Origin of the sequence: Nocardioides guangzhouensis (assembly GCF_004519545.1) — a bacterium.
In the GTDB taxonomy this organism is placed as follows: Bacteria; Actinomycetota; Actinomycetes; order Propionibacteriales; family Nocardioidaceae; genus Nocardioides; species Nocardioides guangzhouensis.
Window position 1 is genome coordinate 119,562 of sequence record NZ_SDKM01000012.1, and the last position, 15,227, is coordinate 134,788.

General features: G+C 73.3%; 12 protein-coding genes. 7 read left to right on the forward strand and 5 right to left on the reverse strand.

The genetic code is table 11. The features are described from left to right. Positions 1-43: 43 nt before the first annotated feature. Positions 44-394, forward strand: a complete 351-nt coding sequence (locus EKO23_RS10160; RefSeq protein WP_134716831.1) for an MmcQ/YjbR family DNA-binding protein — start codon at positions 44-46, stop codon at positions 392-394. On the opposite strand, the gene EKO23_RS10170 is transcribed toward EKO23_RS10160, so the two are convergent. Beyond that, positions 391-1,305 carry a hypothetical protein gene (locus tag EKO23_RS10170; protein ID WP_167880410.1) on the reverse strand — a complete coding sequence of 305 codons (915 nt, stop codon included), beginning with the start codon at positions 1,303-1,305 and terminating at the stop codon, positions 391-393. The two genes, EKO23_RS10160 and EKO23_RS10170, sit on opposite strands and share 4 nt — an antisense overlap. A 155-nt stretch (positions 1,306-1,460) precedes the next feature. On the opposite strand from EKO23_RS10170, the gene EKO23_RS10175 reads away from it, so the two are divergent. Continuing rightward, positions 1,461-2,663: a SpoIID/LytB domain-containing protein gene (locus EKO23_RS10175; protein ID WP_134716833.1), complete on the forward strand. Its 1,203-nt coding sequence runs from the start codon at positions 1,461-1,463 to the stop codon at positions 2,661-2,663. Positions 2,664-2,799: 136 nt separating this feature from the next. Here EKO23_RS10175 and EKO23_RS10180 read toward each other — a convergent pair whose 3' ends face one another. From EKO23_RS10180 to EKO23_RS10195, 4 genes are all read right to left on the reverse strand, one after another. Continuing rightward, the gene (locus tag EKO23_RS10180; RefSeq protein WP_134716835.1) at positions 2,800-6,174 is read right to left on the reverse strand and encodes a pyruvate carboxylase; all 3,375 of its coding nucleotides are present in this window, start codon (positions 6,172-6,174) and stop codon (positions 2,800-2,802) included. A 241-nt stretch (positions 6,175-6,415) separates the two neighbouring features. Beyond that, on the reverse strand, positions 6,416-7,447 hold the full coding sequence (locus EKO23_RS10185; protein WP_134716837.1) for a formylglycine-generating enzyme family protein: 1,032 nt from the start codon (positions 7,445-7,447) through the stop codon (positions 6,416-6,418). Between the two features lie 77 nt (positions 7,448-7,524). Continuing rightward, positions 7,525-9,327, reverse strand: a complete 1,803-nt coding sequence (locus EKO23_RS10190) for an acetyl/propionyl/methylcrotonyl-CoA carboxylase subunit alpha (RefSeq protein WP_246051008.1) — start codon at positions 9,325-9,327, stop codon at positions 7,525-7,527. Positions 9,328-9,414: 87 nt separating this feature from the next. Further along, entirely contained in the window at positions 9,415-9,840 is a 426-nt protein-coding gene (locus EKO23_RS10195; RefSeq protein WP_134716867.1) for a RidA family protein, read from the reverse strand. Positions 9,841-9,942: 102 nt separating this feature from the next. On the opposite strand from EKO23_RS10195, the gene EKO23_RS10200 reads away from it, so the two are divergent. The 5 genes from EKO23_RS10200 to EKO23_RS26670 all read left to right on the forward strand — a co-directional run bounded on the left by EKO23_RS10200 (position 9,943) and on the right by EKO23_RS26670 (position 15,185). Further along, entirely contained in the window at positions 9,943-10,590 is a 648-nt protein-coding gene (locus EKO23_RS10200) for a sigma factor-like helix-turn-helix DNA-binding protein (RefSeq protein ID WP_134716839.1), read from the forward strand. After that, positions 10,587-11,783, forward strand: coding sequence for a hypothetical protein (locus EKO23_RS10205; RefSeq protein WP_134716841.1), 1,197 nt, complete (start codon positions 10,587-10,589; stop codon positions 11,781-11,783). Before EKO23_RS10200 ends, EKO23_RS10205 begins: the two co-directional genes overlap by 4 nt. 11 nt (positions 11,784-11,794) lie before the next feature. Then, positions 11,795-13,597, forward strand: coding sequence for a SigE family RNA polymerase sigma factor (locus tag EKO23_RS10210; RefSeq protein ID WP_134716843.1), 1,803 nt, complete (start codon positions 11,795-11,797; stop codon positions 13,595-13,597). Between the two features lie 95 nt (positions 13,598-13,692). Continuing rightward, positions 13,693-15,087, forward strand: a complete 1,395-nt coding sequence (locus tag EKO23_RS10215; RefSeq protein ID WP_134716845.1) for an OFA family MFS transporter — start codon at positions 13,693-13,695, stop codon at positions 15,085-15,087. Further along, a complete protein-coding gene (locus EKO23_RS26670; protein WP_425464390.1) occupies positions 15,084-15,185 on the forward strand; it encodes an MFS transporter small subunit in 102 nt (33 codons plus the stop codon). The genes EKO23_RS10215 and EKO23_RS26670 overlap by 4 nt, the downstream gene beginning before the upstream one ends. The last annotated feature ends 42 nt before the right edge of the window (positions 15,186-15,227 follow it).

Genomic DNA, 15,227 nt, shown 5'->3' on the forward strand with positions numbered 1-15,227 from the left:
CCTGCCGGCCGCCGCTGTCGGTGGACTGTCCTAGCCTGTTGGCGTGATCACGGTCGAGGACGTGCGGGCGGTGGCGATGGGGCTGCCCCGCACCACCGAGCACCTGATCCGGGACCGGGTGAAGTTCCGGGTCGGCCAGCTGGTGTACGTCGCGTTCTCGCGCGACGAGACGCTCATGGAGTTCGCCTTCCCCAAGCACGAGCGGGACGCCCTGGTCGAGAGCGAGCCGGGGAAGTTCCTGATGCCCGGTCCCTCGGACCTCCGCTTCAACTGGGTGGGGGCGCGGACGGCGGCGCTCGACGTGGACGAGATGGCCGAGCTGGTCACCGACGCGTGGGCGATGTGCGTGCCGAGGTTCCTGGTGCGCGAGCAGCTCGGTGACTCCGCGGGCTAGAAGCCTCCGAAGTCCCCGCCGAAGTCGCCACCGCCACCGAAGTCGAAGCCGCCGCCGTCGCCACCCCAGCCGCCGCCGTCACCCCCGCCGTAGTCGCCTCCGCCACCGTCCCCGCCGACGTCCCCATCGCCGCCGGCGCCGCCGTCGCCGCCCCCGTCGCCGCCCCCGTCGCCGGCGTACCCGGACCCGCCGTCGCCCGACCAGTCGTCCCCGCCGCTCACGTCGCCGCCCATGTCGTACCCCGGGCCCCACCAGCCGGACATCATCGAGCCGATCAGGAAGCCGGGGAAGAGCCCGTTCATCGCGTAGGAGCCGTAGTAGCCGTTGGCGTAGGCGCCGTACGCAGGGCCGCCCTGGTACCACGGGACCATCCGGTTGCCGTCGCGCACCTGGCGGACGTCGGGCTCGGCGCCCGCGGCCACCCGCTCGGCGTCGGCGAGGCACACCGGCACCTCGCGGCGCACGCCGCCGGGCGGCGCCCACTCGACGTCGGTCTGGGCGGGGCCGTGGGCCGGGTTGAAGAAGCACGGCGGGCGACGCTGGGGGAGCGGCTCCCCGGCCTGCCGGGCCAGCACGCAGGCCTGGGCGTAGCGCCCGTCCTCGAGCGTCCTCGTGACCTCGGAGACGTCCTGGGGCGTCTTCGCCTCGGCGAGCAGCGTCTTGGCGTTCTCGTAGGCGTCGAGCGCGCGCTGGTAGTCCTGCCGCATCGCCGGGTCGAGCTCGGTGGTCATGGTGTCGATGTGGAGCTCCTGGAGCTCCTCGCCGAACCGGGTCACGTCCTCCTCGGCAACCCTGGCCGGCTTGCTCAGCGCGTCGGCCGCCGCGAGCTCCTTGCGCCGCTTGTCCCGCGACTGCGCGAGCGCGAGGGCCCCCACCGCGAGCACCGCCAGCGCGAGGAGCAACCAGATCATGCACCGACGGTAGCAACGGCCCGGGAAACTACAGGTCTGTAGTTCACAGGGTTCGGTGGACCGCCCTCCGCGATCCGTGATCGCATGGTCCTGTCACACGTGTCCCTGCTGTCCCATCCCACCCTCCTCACACCCCATCTGATACGGAGTCCCCCATGCCTCGGGCGGTCCTCGCGCTGGTCCTCGGCGCCCTGCTCACCGTCGTACCCGCCCTGCCCGGGCCGGCCTCGGCGGTCGCCGTCAGCCAGAGCTACCCCATGCCGGCGAAGGGGTCGATCACGATCAAGGGCCACGGCTTCGGGCACGGCCACGGGATGTCGCAGTACGGCGCGGAGGGCGCGGCGCGGGCCGGGAAGACCTGGCGCCAGATCCTGCAGTTCTACTACCCGGGCACCGCCTGGGGGACCGGGCCGGGACGGGTCAAGGTGCTGGTGTCGGCGGACACCACCCGCGACGTCGTCGTCGCTCCGCGCACCGGCCTGCGGGTCCGCGACATGGCGACCGGCGAGGTGGGGACGCTCGCGAAGAACGGCGCCACCCGCTGGCGGCTCGCGGTGGCCACGAACGGCCGCAGCGTGGTCGACTACCGCACCGACCGCTGGCGGCGCTGGAAGGTGCTGACCGGCGACGGCGCGTTCTACGCCGGGGGCAGCCCGATCACCCTCTACTACGGCTCCACCTCGCGGCAGTACCGCGGCTACCTCATCGGCGCTCGCCCCGCCAAGGGCTCGAGCGACCTGGACACCGTCAACTGGATCCGCGTCGAGAACTACCTCCGCGGCGTGGTGCCGCTCGAGATGCCGGCGTCCTGGAAGCCCGACGCCGTGCGAGCACAGGCGGTCGCGGCGCGCACGTACGCGGCGTACGAGATGCGGCACCCGCGGGCCGCGCACTACCAGATCTGCGACACCACCTCGTGCCAGGTGTACGGCGGTTACACGGCCGAGCACGACCTCTCCGACGCGGCGATCACCGCGACCAAGGGCGTGATCCTGACCTGGAAGGGCACGCCGGCGTTCTCGCAGTTCGGCTCGAGCAGCGGCGGCTGGACCTCGGCCAACCAGTTCCCCTACCTCCCGGCCCAGCAGGACCCGTACGACGACTGGCCGGGCAACCCGGTCCACAGCTGGTCGGTGCGGATGGACGTGGCCAAGATCGAGCGCACCTGGCCCGGCGTCGGCAACCTGACGAAGATCCAGGTCACCGAGCGTGACGGCAACGGCGAGTGGCGCGGCCGGATCTGGAAGATGAGGCTGGTCGGCACCAAGAACGGCAGCGCCACCTCGGTCGCAGTCTCCGGGGACACCTTCCGCTCCCGGCTGGGCCTCCGCTCGACCTGGATCACCTTCGTCGCCTGACCGCCGCCTCCCGCCGTACCCCGACCGCCCGGCCGGATAAGTCCCAAACGTTTGAGGGCTATGGACGGCCGATGGACCCCTCGAACGTTGGGGAGTATCCGGGCAGGGGAGCCGGAGGTACGGCGCGGGCCCCGGGTCAGAGGACCAGGATCAGGTCGCCGCCCTCGACGGACAAGGTGCCGGACAGCGCGACCCGGGAGACCGTGCCCGCCTGCGGCGCGGTGATCGAGGCCTCCATCTTCATCGCCTCGATCGTGGCCACCACCTCGCCGGCGGCGACCTCGTCGCCCTCGGCGACCGTGACCGTGACCACGCCCTGGAACGGGGCGGCGACCTGCCGCGGGTCCTTCGGGTCGGCCTTCTCCGTGGCCGGCACCTCCGAGGACACGTTGCGGTCCCGGATCGAGATGGGGCGGAGCTGGCCGTTGATCGTGGCCATCACGGTCCGGTAGCCGCGCTCGTCGGGCTCGGCGATCGCCTGCAGCCCGAACAGCACGGTCTTGCCGGGCTCGAGGTCGATCTGGTGCTCCTCGCCGGCCCGCAGTCCGTAGAGGTAGTCGACGGTCGGCAGCACCGAGGTGTCGCCGTACTTCTCGCGCGACTCCAGGAACTCCCGGGTCGGGCCGGGGAACAGCAGCTCGTTGAGGGTGCCGCGACGGGCGGACGCGAGCCCGGCCTGCTGCTCCGCGGTCAGCTCCTCCGCCGCGTGCTTCACGGTCCGGCCTTCGAGCGCCTTGGTGCGGAACGGCTCCGGCCAGCCGCCGGGCGGGTCGCCGAGCTCGCCGCCGAGGAAGCCGACCACCGAGTCGGGGATGTCGAACTTGCCGGGGTTGTCCTCGAACTCGGCCGGGTCGGCACCGACCGCGACCAGGTGCAGGGCGAGGTCGCCGACCACCTTGGAGGACGGGGTGACCTTGACGATGTTGCCGAGGATGTCGTTCGCGGCGGCGTACATGTCCTCGATCTGCTCGAACTTCTCGCCGAGGCCGAGCGCGATCGCCTGCTGCCGCAGGTTGGAGAGCTGACCGCCGGGGATCTCGTGGGTGTAGACCCGGCCGGTGGGCGAGGCGAGGCCGGACTCGAACGGCACGTAGACCCGGCGCATGGCCTCCCAGTACGGCTCCAGCGAGCACACCGCGTCCAGCGACAGTCCGGTCTCGCGGGCGCCGTGGTCGGTGGCCGCGACGAGGGCCGAGAGCGCCGGCTGCGAGGTGGTGCCGGCCATCGACGCGCTGGCGGCGTCGACCGCGTCCACGCCCGCCTCGATCGCGGCCAGCAGCGTGCCGAGCTGGCCGCCGGGGGTGTCGTGGGTGTGCAGGTGCACCGGCAGGTCGAACCGCTCGCGCAGCGTGGAGACCAGGGTCCGCGCGGCCGGCGCCCGCAGCAGCCCGGCCATGTCCTTGATCGCCAGCACGTGCGCGCCGGCGTCGACGATCCGCTGCGCGAGGTCGAGGTAGTAGTCGAGCGTGTAGAGCGACTCGTCCGGGTCAGAGAGGTCGCCGGTGTAGCAGAGCGCCACCTCGGCCACCGTGGTCCCGGTCGCGCGCACCGCGTCGATCGCCGGCCGCATCTGCTCGACGTCGTTGAGCGCGTCGAAGATCCGGAACACGTCGATGCCGGTGGCCGCGGCCTCCTCGACGAACGCGTTGGTCACGGCCGTCGGGTACGGCGTGTAGCCGACCGTGTTGCGCCCGCGCAGCAGCATCTGGATGCACAGGTTCGGCATCGCCTGCCGCAGCGCGGCCAGCCGCTCCCACGGGTCCTCGGCCAGGAACCGCAACGACACGTCGTACGTCGCCCCGCCCCAGGCCTCGACCGACCAGAGCTCGGGGGTCAGCCGCGCGACATGCCCGGCGGCCGCCAGCAGGTCGTGCGTGCGGACCCGGGTCGCCAGCAGCGACTGGTGCGCGTCGCGGAACGTGGTGTCGGTGACCGCGACCCGATCGCGCTCGCGCAGCGCCCGCGCGAACCCCTCCGGCCCGAGCCGCAGCAGGTCCTGCCGGGACCCGTCCGGAGCAGGGACTGCGAGGTCCAGCGCCGGCAGCTTGAGCGCCGGGTCGAGCCGGGTCGGTGCGGGCCCGTTCGGCTGGTTGACCGTGACGTCGGCAAGGTAGGTGAGCAGCTTGGTGCCGCGGTCGGCGCTGGACCGTGCGGTCAGCAGCTGCGGGTGGTCCTCGATGAAGGACGTGGTGACCCGGCCGGCCACGAAGTCGGGGTCGTCGAGGACCGCCTGGAGGAACGGGATGTTCGTCGCGACGCCGCGGATCCGGAACTCCGCGACCGCGCGCCGGGCCCGGTCGACGGCGCTGTCGAAGGTGCGTCCGCGGCAGGTCAGCTTCGCGAGCATCGAGTCGAAGTGGGCGGACACCTCGGCGCCGGTGTACGTCGTGCCGCCGTCGAGGCGGATGCCGGGACCGCCGGGCGAGCGGTACGTGGTGATCTTGCCGGTGTCGGGCCGGAAGCCGTTGGCGGGGTCCTCGGTGGTGATCCGGCACTGCAGCGCCGCGCCGCGCAGCCGCACCGTGTCCTGCGACAGGCCCAGGTCCGCCAGCGTCTCGCCGGAGGCGATCCGCATCTGCGACTGCACCAGGTCGACGTCGGTGACCTCCTCGGTCACCGTGTGCTCCACCTGGATGCGCGGGTTCATCTCGATGAAGACGTAGTTGCCGTCCGGGTCGAGCAGGAACTCCACGGTGCCGGCGTTCCTGTAGCCGATCTCCTTCGCGAACGACACCGCGTCCGCACAGATCCGGTCGCGCAGGTCCGGGTCGAGGTTCGGCGCGGGCGCGATCTCGACCACCTTCTGGTGCCGGCGCTGCACCGAGCAGTCGCGCTCGAACAGGTGGATCACGTTGCCCTCGCCGTCGGCGAGGATCTGCACCTCGATGTGCCGCGGGTCGACCACGGCCTGCTCGATGAACACGGTCGGGTCGCCGAACGCGCCGTCGGCCTCGCGCATGCAGGTCTCGATCGCCTCGCGCAGCTGGTCCGGCTCGTCCACCCGGCGCATGCCGCGTCCGCCGCCACCGGCGACCGCCTTCACGAACAGCGGGTAGCGCATGCCCTCGGCCGCGGCCATCAGCCGGTCGGCGTCGGTGGACGGGTCGACCGACTCGAGCGTGGGTACGCCGGCCGCCCTGGCCGCCGCGATCGCCCGCGCCTTGTTGCCGGTCAGCGTGAGCACGTCCGCGCCGGGCCCGATGAACGTGATCCCCGCGTTCGCGCACGCCTCGGCCAGCGCCGGGTTCTCCGAGAGGAAGCCGTAGCCCGGGTAGACCGCGTCCGCCCCCGCCCGCACCGCGGTGTCGACGATGCCCTGCGGGTCGAGGTAGGCCCGGACCGGGTGCCCGCGCTCACCGATCTCGTACGCCTCGTCGGCCTTCAGCCGGTGCTCGGAGCCGCGGTCCTCGTACGGGAAGACCGCGACCGTGCGTGCGCCGATCTCCACCGCCGCGCGGAAGGCGCGGACGGCGATCTCGCCTCGATTGGCCACGAGCACCTTGGTGAACATGCGCAGCAGGCTAGTCGCAGGCCGGTCCGTCACCGGTCCGACGGCCGCGGTTTCGAGACGGCTCGCTCGTCCCTCGCGGGCTCGGGACCGAGCCGAGCCCCTCAACCTCCTCGCTCCTCCTGATCGCTCGCAGGCAGAGTCAGGGCCGGGGTTTCGAGACGGCTCGCTCCGTCCCTCGCGGGCTCGGGACCGAGCCGAGCCCCTCGACCTCCTCGCTCCTCCTGACCCTCGCAAGCTCGGGTCAGGGCTCGGAGTTCGCGCACCGGAAGCCGATGTTGGCGCTGGCCGACTCGGCGGTGTTCGAGGAGCGTGCCGCGACCCGGTAGCGGTGGCAGTAGGAGTCGTGACAGAGGTAGGAACCGCCGCGCATCACGCGCAGCACGTCGCCGCCGGAGCGCGGGCCTGGGTCCTCGCTGCCCGGGGCGACCGGGTCGACGACTTCGCTGCCGGCCCGGTCGGCGTACGTCGTCGGCGAGAACCGGTCCTGGCACCACTCCCAGACGTTGCCGGCCGTGTTGAAGAGGCCGAAGCCGTTCGGGGTGTAGGACTTCACCGGGGCCGTGGTCAGGTGCCCGTCCTCGACAGTGTTGTGCTGGGGGAAGGTGCCCTGCCAGATGTTGCACTGCCAGCGCCCGCGCGGGGTGAGCTCGTCGCCCCAGGCGAACCGGGCGCCGTCGAGGCCGCCCCGTGCGGCGTGCTCCCACTCGGCCTCGGTGGGCAGCCGCTTGCCGGCCCACCGGCAGTACGCCTGGGCGTCGCGCCAGGACACGTGCACGACCGGATGGTTCTGCAGGTCGCCGATGCCGGACCGCGGGCCGGCCGGGTGCCGCCAGTCCGCGCCCTTGACGGCCAGCCACCACGGCGTGCCGGCAGCACGGTTCACGACGTCCCCGGGCTCCGCCTCGACCGCGAGGTGGAAGACCGCCGACAGGCCCAGCTCCTCGGCCTCGGTGACGTAGCCGGTCGCCTTCACGAACGTGGCGAAGGCCGCGTTGGTGACCGCCGTCGCGTCGAGGAGGTACGGCGCCAGGGTCACCGGGTGCGCGGGCGTCTCGCCGTCACCGGGGTAGCCCTCGTCGAACCCGTCGCCCATCGTGAACGTGCCGCCGGGGATCCGAACCTGCCCGCGGGTGCTGCGCTCGCCGGCGGGGACGAGGGCGGTCGGCGCGGTCGCCCGCCCCGTGGACGGGGTGGTGAGCGGGAGGTCCTGCGGCCCGGCGCCGTGCTGGTGGCCGGCCGTCGGCGCGCAGCAGGGCTTCGGTTCGGCGGGCATGGGCATCACCCTAACCTTTGTCTATCAAGTCGCTCGACTATTGTCGGCGTGTGACCGGTCGACGAGGTGATGCGTGCTCAGTCCTCGAGCTCGCAGATCACGGCGCCGTTGGTGACGGTGGCACCGACCTCGGCCTGGAGCCCGGTGACGGTGCCGGCCTTGTGCGCCTTGAGCGGCTGCTCCATCTTCATCGCCTCGAGCACCACGATGACGTCGCCCTCGGAGACCGTCTGGCCCTCCTCGACGGCGACCTTGACGATGGTGCCCTGCATGGGGCTGGCCACGGCGTCGCCGGAGACCGCGCCGCCGGTCTTCTTGCCCTTGGCCCGCTTCGGCTTCTGGGCACCGCCCGCAGCGGGAGCGGCGAGCCCGCCGAGCCCGGCGGGGATGACGACCTCGAGCCGCTTGCCACCGACCTCGACGGTGACCCGCTGACGCTCGCCGGGCTCGTCCGCGTCGTCCTGCTCGCCGGCGTAGGGCTCGATCCGGTTGTCGAAGTCGGTCTCGATCCAGGTCGTGTACACCTGGAACTCTCCCTCACCGGCCGGGTTGGAGGCCGCGACGTACGCCGGGTCGGAGACCACCGCGCGGTGGAACGGGATGACCGTGGGCATGCCCTCGACGACGAACTCGTCGAGCGCGCGGCGGGAGCGCTCGAGGGCCTGGGTGCGGTCGCGGCCGGTGACGATCAGCTTGGCGACCAGCGAGTCGAAGGAGCCGGGCACGGTCTCGCCCTGGTCGTAGCCGCCGTCGACGCGGATGCCGGGGCCGGCCGGGGCGTGCCAGCGGGTGAGGGTGCCCGGGGCGGGCATGAAGTTGCGACCGCCGTCCTCGGCGTTGATGCGGAACTCGATGGAGTGGCCGCGGACCTCCGGGTCGTCGTACCCGAGCTCCTCGCCGGCCGCGATCCGGAACATCTCCCGGACCAGGTCGATGCCGGTGACCTCCTCGGAGACGCAGTGCTCGACCTGGAGGCGGGTGTTGACCTCGAGGAAGGAGATGGTGCCGTCCCTGGCGACGAGGAACTCGCAGGTGCCGGCGCCGACGTAGCCCGCCTCCTTGAGGATCGCCTTCGACGACTCGTAGAGGCGGGCCACCTGCTCGTCGGTGAGGAACGGCGCGGGCGCCTCCTCGACCAGCTTCTGGTGCCGGCGCTGCAGCGAGCAGTCGCGGGTGGAGACGACCACGACGTTGCCGTGCTGGTCGGCCAGGCACTGGGTCTCGACGTGGCGCGGCTGGTCGAGGAACTTCTCGACGAAGCACTCGCCTCGGCCGAAGGCGGTGACCGCCTCGCGCACCGCGGAGTCGAACGCCTCGGCGACGTCCTTCATCTCGCGGGCCACCTTGAGCCCGCGGCCGCCGCCGCCGAACGCCGCCTTGATCGCGATCGGCAGGCCGTTCTCCTCCGCGAACGCCACCGCCTCGTCGGCGTCGGCCAGCGGGTCCTTGGTGCCGGGGGCCAGCGGGGCGCCGACCTTCTCCGCGATGTGTCGGGCGCGGACCTTGTCGCCGAGGCTCTCGATCGCCGACGGCGGCGGGCCGATCCAGGTCAGCCCGGCGTCGATGACGGCCTGGGCGAAGTCGGCGTTCTCGGCGAGGAAGCCGTAGCCGGGGTGCACGGAGTCGGCACCGGAGCGCTCGGCGACCGCGATGATCTTGGCGATGTCGAGGTAGGAGTCGGCCGGGGTGGCGCCCTCGAGGGAGTAGGCCTCGTCGGCGAGCCGGACGAAGAGCGCGTCCCGGTCGGGGTCGGCGTACACCGCGACGCTGCCGATGCCGGCGTCCTTGCAGGCCCGGATCACCCGGACCGCGATCTCGCCCCGGTTCGCGACGAGGACCTTCTGCAGCGGCCTGGTCTCCAACGGCTTGGTCTCCGACACCCTGGCTCCTGGTCTCTCGGCGTGGTCGTCAGGCAGGGTATCGCCCGACCGGGAAGCCGTCTGCCGGGGTCGGGTGTGGCCTCCCTCTCACGTCCGCGGGGGTGAGTCCCGCCGGACCAGCGCGTCCACCTCGACCTCGACCACCCACCGCGGATCGAGCAGGGCGGCGACCACAAGCATCGTGCTGGCCGGGCGTACGACGCCGAACACCTCGCCGTGCACCGCGCCGACCGCCGCGGGATCGGCGTGCGGGGTGAGGTACTGCCGGGTGCGCACCACGTCCGCCACGTCCCCGCCGAGGTCGCGCAGCGCCTCGAGCGCGATCTCCCAGCAGCGCCGGGCCTGGGCCGCGTGGTCCGGGTCCACCTCGCCGTCGGGCCAGACGGGTGCCGTCCCCGCGACGTACACGTGGTCGCCGTCGCGGACCGCCCGGCTGAACCCGATCGTGGGCTCGTACGGCGACCCGCTGCCGGCGCGCTGCCGGCCGTCGGGCCGGGCGTCGTCAGGGCTCATCATCCTGGCTCCTCGGTTGCTCGGGGCGTCCAGCATGGCGTCTCGGGAGCGGCGGCGGCGTCGGGAAGGGCGTTTACTTGGTGGGGAGACCCGGGAGGCGCCATGGAGGGGGACGCGGCTTTCGCCGACTTCGTCTCGGCCTGCTGGCCACGGCTGCACCGCGTCGCCTACCTGCTCACGGCCGACGGAGTCGCCGCCGACGACGCGCTGCGCGCCGCCTTCGAGACGACGCACGCCCGCTGGTCACGGGTCCGCGACTCCGACGACCCGGAGGCCGACGTGCTCGCGGCCCTGGTCGCCGCCTGCGTCCCCACCGAGCGCCGGTTCCGGCCGCGGGCCCGGTTGGGCGAGCTGGCGGCGCGCGGGCGGCGCGTGCCGGGCCGCGACCAGGACCCGCTGTCCGGTGACCTGCCGGGGTCGCCGCCCCCGGTGGACACCGGCGTCGTCGACCGGACCCTGCTGTGGCCGTTGCTGTGTGCGCTCCCGCCACGGGAGCGGGCGGTGCTCGTGCTGCTGCACCACCAGGACCTGACCGCCGAGGAGGTCGGGGAGCTGCTCGGCTGCTCCGCGGCGCGGGTGCGGGCCGAGGCGCACGACGCCCTGGTAGCGGTACGCCGCGGGCTCGACGCGGCCCGCAACGACGGTCTCGCCGGTTCCGTGCCCGATCTGCCCGACGGCCCGTCGGCGGGGGCCGGGCCGACGCTCTGGCCGGGGCACGGGGCGCCACCGGGGGAGGTGCTCGAGCGGTGAGCCTGGACGAGGAGGTCCGCGGCGTGCTGCTCGACGTGGCCGACCGGCACGACCCGGGCGCGCCCGACCTCGACGCGCTGGTGCGGGGCGGCCGCGAGCGTCGGCGCCGGCGGCAGAACCGCGGATTGGTGGCGGTGGTTGCGGCGGTCGCGCTGGTCGCCGGCATCGGGGCGGTGGCGGGCCTGGGCAGGGGCGACGCCCCCGCCGACCGGTCCGCCGAGCGGCCGCAGCCCGACGTCGTCCGAGCGACCACCGTGCCGTGGTGCGTGCCGGACCGGGACGACCCGGGCGGCGAGGAGCTGATCGTCGGGGCCGGAGCGCCGATCAAGACCTGGTGCGGGTACGCCGCCCCCGACGGCGAGGGCGTCCTCTGGCACCACGCCGGCCGGACCGTGCTGGTCCGCTCCAACGGCGTCTACCTCGTGGCGGACGGCCGCCTCGCGTGGCTGCACGTCACGGCGTTCGGCAACGTCGTGTTCAGCCACGACGGGAGGTACGCCGCGTGGCTGGTCCGGCGGCACGCCGACTGCCGCGGGCTCGAGCTCGACGTCTTCGACCTCGCGTCCGCGAAGCCCGTGGCGCGGACCGTGGTGCCCGCGGTCGACTGCTCGACCGTGCACGGGATCGACGACCTCGGCCGGGTCTACGTCGACGGCTGGGCGCGGGACATCCGGATGTACGACGTGTGGGCCGGGCGGTGGACGCCGGTCGCCGGGCTGCCGCCCGGGTCCGGCAAGATCACCTACGTCACCGCCCGTGGTTTCGCGGTGCAGCGCGAGGAGCACGTGGTCGACGCCGACGGTTACCGCGACGCGTTGCCGGTGGCCTCGGTCGAGGGGGTCGTCGACGGCGACGGCCGCTTCGTCGAGCAGCGGCCGGTGCCGATCGGCCGCGGGATGTGGTCGCCGGACCGCTCGCTGGTCGTCGACCAGCAGCCCGAGGGGGTGGTCGTGCGCCCGGCCGACCTGTCCTACCGGGTGCTGCTCGACCTGCCCGCGGGCCGGTTCCGGATCACCTCACGGCACGTGCCGCACACCAACTTCCAGTGGGAGTCGCCGACGACCGTCCTGGTCTCCGCCCTCGACCCGACCGGCCAGCCGTCGTACCGCTGCGACGCGCGGAGCGGGGCCTGCACCCTGCTCGACCGGGAGGGCGAGATGGCGCTGGGAAACGGCGTCCGGCCCGGGGACTGAGCCGCCAGCCCATGGACCACGGCTTCGTCGACGTCGTCTCGGCCCGGTGGTCGCGGCTCCATCGCCTCGCCCACCTGCTCGCCGCGGACGATGACCGGGCCACCGGGCTGCTGGGCGACGCCCTGGCGCGGGCGCACCGCCGGTGGGCCGGGCTCAGGTCCGCCGAGGAGGCCGAGGCGTTCGTCCGCGCGGCGATGGTCGACTGCCTGGTCGCGCCGCGCCGCCGTACGACGCGACGGCAGGTGGTGCTGCACGACGTACCGCCCGACCCGGCCGCACCCGAGGCCCCGGACCCGGAGGCGGCGCTGCTGTGGGCCTTGGTCTGCGCGCTGCCCGCACGGCAGCGTGCGGTGCTCGTGCTGCTCCACCACGAGGAGCTCGATCCGGCCGAGGCCGGTGCCGTCCTCCGCTCCTCGTCGGCGACGATCCGGGGGCAGGAGCGCGATGCGCTCGGCGCTCTGGCGAGAGGCCTGGCCGCGGTTCGCGCGGCCGAGGCGTCCGCCGAGACCCTGGTCCTCGGTGCCGACGGTCGAGCCGGACGTGGCGGCGGCCAGGCGCCCGTCCCGGGGCCTGCCGTGCGTGCGGCCCTGCGGTCGGCGGCCGGGGCACACGAGGCGCCCGTGCCCGACATCGACGCCATGATCGAGCGCGGCGCGGCCCGCACGCAGCAGCGGCGGGTGCTGGCCGCCGCGATCGGCACCGTCGTGGTCGCCGTCGCCGCGCTCGGGACCGTCGTGGCACGCGACGCACGCACACCCGGCGCGCGCGACCCCGCGACGCGGGTCGACGGGGGCACCCTGGGGGCGGTCGAGTCGACCGGGATCCCGTGGTGCGTCCCGGACCCCGAGGACCCCCACGGGCCGCACCTGATCGTCGGTGAGGGGGCACCGATCCGGGCCTGGTGCAGCTGGGAGGGACCCGGGCACGCCGACCGCGTCAACTACCTCTGGCACCACGCGGGCAGCACCCTGCTGGTCACGACGGGCGGTGAGGACATCGCGTACCGCGTCGCCGGCGGTCGACTGATCCGGCTGGGGAGCGGCGTCTCCGGTCCTCCCGTCTTCAGCCACGACGGCCGTTACGCCGCGTGGCCGAGCGTGCGGCGGCCGGGCTGCCGCGGCACCGTCCTGAACGTGGCGGACCTGGCGACGGCCTCGCCGGTCGTCAGGTCGGCGATCCCGACCCCCGACTGCGCGTGGCTGGACGGGATCGACGACCGCGGACGGGTCTACGTCACTTCCGTGGGCAGCCAGACCTCCGTGCCGCTCGACGTACGGCTGTACCGCATCGCCACCCGCCGGTGGACGACGGTGACCGGCGTGCCCGGCCTGGCCAACGGCATCCCGCTGTACACCTCGGGCATCACCTACGTCACCGCCGACGGGTTCGCCGCGATGACCGACTGGACGTTCGTGGGGGCGGCGGACCCCCGGCACGGGCTCGCGCTGGCCTCGGTCGAGGGCGTGGTCGACGCCCACGGTCGCTTCCACCGGGTGCGCGCGACGCCCATCGGTCGGGGTGCCTGGTCGCCGGACCGGTCGCGGTTCGCCCAGCAGGGACTCGACGGCGTCGAGGTCCGCGCCGAGGGCGTGCTCGACCGCGTGCTCATGCTGGACCTCCCGGACGACCGGTTCCGGGCTACCGCCGACACGATCCCTCACACCAGCCTCCAGTGGTTGTCCGCCACCTCGCTGCTCGTCGCGAGCCTGGAGGAGCCGCCCCGTGAGCCCTTCCTGTGCGACGCCCGGTCCGGGGTCTGCGAGCCCGTGCGTGCCGCGGGGGAGCCGGCCCTGGCGAACCGCGCCCTGCCGTGAGCCGCGCGGCGCGCGGCGGGAGGTCGTTGCGGTCTGGACCAGTTGCAGGTAGGAAGGAGTGACCGAGACTGCCGGACACATTCTCGGAGGTCAGCGTGGCGGTCCCGACGTTCCTGTCCCGCGAGCGCACCGTCGCACCTGAGGGCTACAGCCGCTGGCTGATCCCGCCGGCGGCGCTCGCGGTCCATCTCTGCATCGGTCAGGTCTACGCGACCAGCGTCTACAAGACCGCGCTGGTCGAGCACTTCGACAGCACGCTCACCGCGATCGGGGTCGTGTTCTCGATCGCGATCGTGATGCTCGGCCTGTCCGCCGCGGTCTTCGGGACCTGGGTCGACCGCAACGGCCCGCGCGCGGCGATGTTCCTCTCCGCGGTGCTGTGGTCGACCGGCTTCCTGGTCGCCGCGGTCGGCATCGGCACCGACCAGCTCTGGCTGGTCTACCTGGGGTACGGCGGGATCGGTGGCATCGGTCTCGGCATCGGCTACATCTCGCCGGTGTCGACGCTGATCAAGTGGTTCCCGGACCGGCCGGGGCTCGCGACCGGCATGGCGATCATGGGTTTCGGCGGCGGCGCGCTCGTGGCCAGCCCACTGAGCGGTCGGCTGATGGGCCTCTACGACGACTCGTACGACCCGACCGACCCGGCGTCGGTCCCGGACGGGCACGCGGTGATGCTGCTCTTCCTCACGCTCTCGGTCGTCTACCTCGCGTTCATGATGTTCGGCGCGTTCACGGTGCGGGTGCCCCGCGAGGGCTGGGTGCCCGACGGCTGGGACCCGCACCAGGTCGAGGAGAAGGCGCTGGTCACCACCGCGAGCGTGTCCGCGGCGAGCTCGATCCGCACCCCGCAGTTCTGGCTGCTGTGGGTCGTGCTGTTCTGCAACGTGACCGCCGGCATCGGGATCCTCGAGCAGGCGGCGCCGATGATCCAGGACTTCTTCCGCGAGAACGGCACCTCATCGGTGACCGCGGCCGCGGCCGGCGGGTTCGTCGGGCTGCTGTCGATCGCGAACATGGCCGGGAGGTTCGCCTGGTCGTCGACCTCGGACGTGATCGGGCGGCGGCCGATCTACCTGCTCTACCTCGGCGTCGGGATGGTCGCCTACCTGCTTCTCGCGCTCTTCGGTTCGCTGTCCACGGCGCTGTTCGTCACCCTCGCCGTGGTGATCCTGTCCTTCTACGGCGGCGGCTTCGCAACCGTGCCGGCGTACCTCCGCGACCTGTTCGGGACCTTCCAGGTCGGTGCCATCCACGGGCGCCTGCTGACCGCGTGGTCGGCAGCGGGCGTGGCCGGGCCGCTGATCGTCAACGCCTTCCTCGACGCGCAGGGGACGCCGGGGGAGCTGACGGCAGCGGCCTACCGGCCCGCCCTGCTGACCATGGTCGGCGTGCTCGCGGTCGGGTTCGTCGCCAACCTCCTGGTGCGGCCCGTGGACGAGCGCTTCCACGAGCCGTCCACGCCGCAGCGGGAGAAGGTGTCCGCATGACCGCGCGGGTGGTGGTCGCCTGGACGGTGGTCGGGGTCCCGCTGGCGTACGGCGTGATCGAGACGGTGCGCAAGGCGGCGACGCTGTTCACGGGCTGAGGTGCTGTAGGGCTGCAATTGCAGCCGTACGACATGCCGGCG